The sequence below is a fragment of the Candidatus Cloacimonadota bacterium genome (genome assembly GCA_011372345.1).
In the GTDB taxonomy this organism is placed as follows: domain Bacteria; phylum Cloacimonadota; class Cloacimonadia; order Cloacimonadales; family TCS61; genus DRTC01.
Genome location: DRTC01000600.1, coordinates 1 through 1,616 on the forward strand (window position 1 = coordinate 1; position 1,616 = coordinate 1,616).

Below are 1,616 nucleotides of genomic sequence, written 5' to 3' on the forward strand. Positions count from 1 at the left end.
CCACTAAAGTATCTGAGTCCTCAATTTCAAAATATTCTATTAAATTAAACTTTTTTACCACATCTTCAGCAAAAGTTCTACTATTCATAATTGTTATGAGATCCATCCCTTGAGTTTGAAAAGAACCTCCAAGTAAAGATGAACCGAGTCCTAACAATGATGAACTGCCAAAAGGTAATTGACTTCTCTGCTCTTGTGCTGGTAAAATAGTTGCAGTTGAAACCCAATATTGAGTCGCTAATAAACTGTAAACAACCGCTGCAATAGAAACAATCAAAGTTGTGATAATGATAAACCATTTATGTTTTGCTAAAATCAATAATATATCAAGAATATCAATTTCTTTAGTTTTCATACATTTCCTTTATTTTTATATCTCAATCCCAACCGGACAATGATCAGATCCTATAATTTCCTGTTGGATGAATGCGTTTTTTACTTTTGGGATAAATTCCTTATTAACGAAGAAATAGTCGATTCGCCAACCGATATTTCGTTGTCTCGCACCGAAGCGATATGTCCACCAGGAATATTGATCAGGTCGTTGGTCAAAATAACGGAAAGTATCGATCCAATTATTCTCGACTAATTTATCCAGCCAGGCTCTTTCAATCGGCAAGAATCCAGAATACTTCTCGTTTTCTTTGGGATTTGCCAGATCAATCGTCTTATGTGCTGTGTTATAGTCACCGCAAATAATTAAATTTTTTCCCGAATTCCTGATCTCTTCCATTTTTTCAAGCATTTTATCATAAAAAGCGAGTTTGAATTTCAATCTTTCGTCACTCATTTGTCCATTGGGAAAATAGCAATTTAACAAGGTGAAATTCTCGAATTCAGTAATAATGACTCGACCTTCATTATCAAATCTATCTTCCCCGATCGAATATGAAACATAACTCGGTTTTTGTTTTGAGAATAATGCAACTCCTGAGTATCCTTTTCTTTCCGCAAAACTCCAATAAATGTGATAATTTTGAAGTGCTTTTATTTCAATCGGGATTTGAGATTCCTGCAACTTTGTTTCCTGGATCGCTAAAATATCAGGATTTTCATTTTCCAGATATTCTAAAAAATTTTTCTTTAAAACCGCTCTTATACCATTGACATTCCATGAGATGATTTTCATTTCTCTAATCGTTAAACATACGAAATACACAAAAAATTAAATTACTTTTTCTCATATTTCGTCTGAACACCAACTCGTTTACATTCATCATAAATCACACAACTCGAGCATTTTGGATTTCTGGGAAAACAGTGATTCTGACCGAAGGAAACCAAGTATGAATTATACATAATCCAGTATTCTTCAGGAAGTTTTTTCCTTAAAACCATTTCTGTTTCCAGCGGAGTTTTCGTTTTTACATATCCAAGACGATTAGAAATCCGGTGAACATGAGTATCAACGCAAATTGCTGATTTCTTAAATGCAATTGCTCGCACTAAATTTGCAGTTTTTCTTCCTACTCCGGGAAGCTTGATCAAATTGTCGATCTCATCCGGGATATTATTGTTGAATTCTTTTTCCAGCACTTCTGGAAACTTCTTTAAATGAATCGCTTTATTTTTATAAAATCCAACCGGATAGATCATCTTCTCGATCTCTTCTGTAG

Annotated in this window: 3 protein-coding genes; all 3 read right to left on the reverse strand. The window is 33.9% G+C overall.

The window, feature by feature from the left end:
- On the reverse strand, positions 1–355 hold a 355-nt coding region (locus tag ENL20_11455; GenBank protein HHE39169.1), incomplete at its 3' end, for a hypothetical protein.
- Between the two features lie 15 nt (positions 356–370).
- Entirely contained in the window at positions 371–1,129 is a 759-nt protein-coding gene (xth, locus tag ENL20_11460) for an exodeoxyribonuclease III (GenBank protein ID HHE39170.1), read from the reverse strand.
- Between the two features lie 41 nt (positions 1,130–1,170).
- On the reverse strand, positions 1,171–1,616 hold a 446-nt coding region (locus tag ENL20_11465; GenBank protein HHE39171.1), incomplete at its 5' end, for an endonuclease III.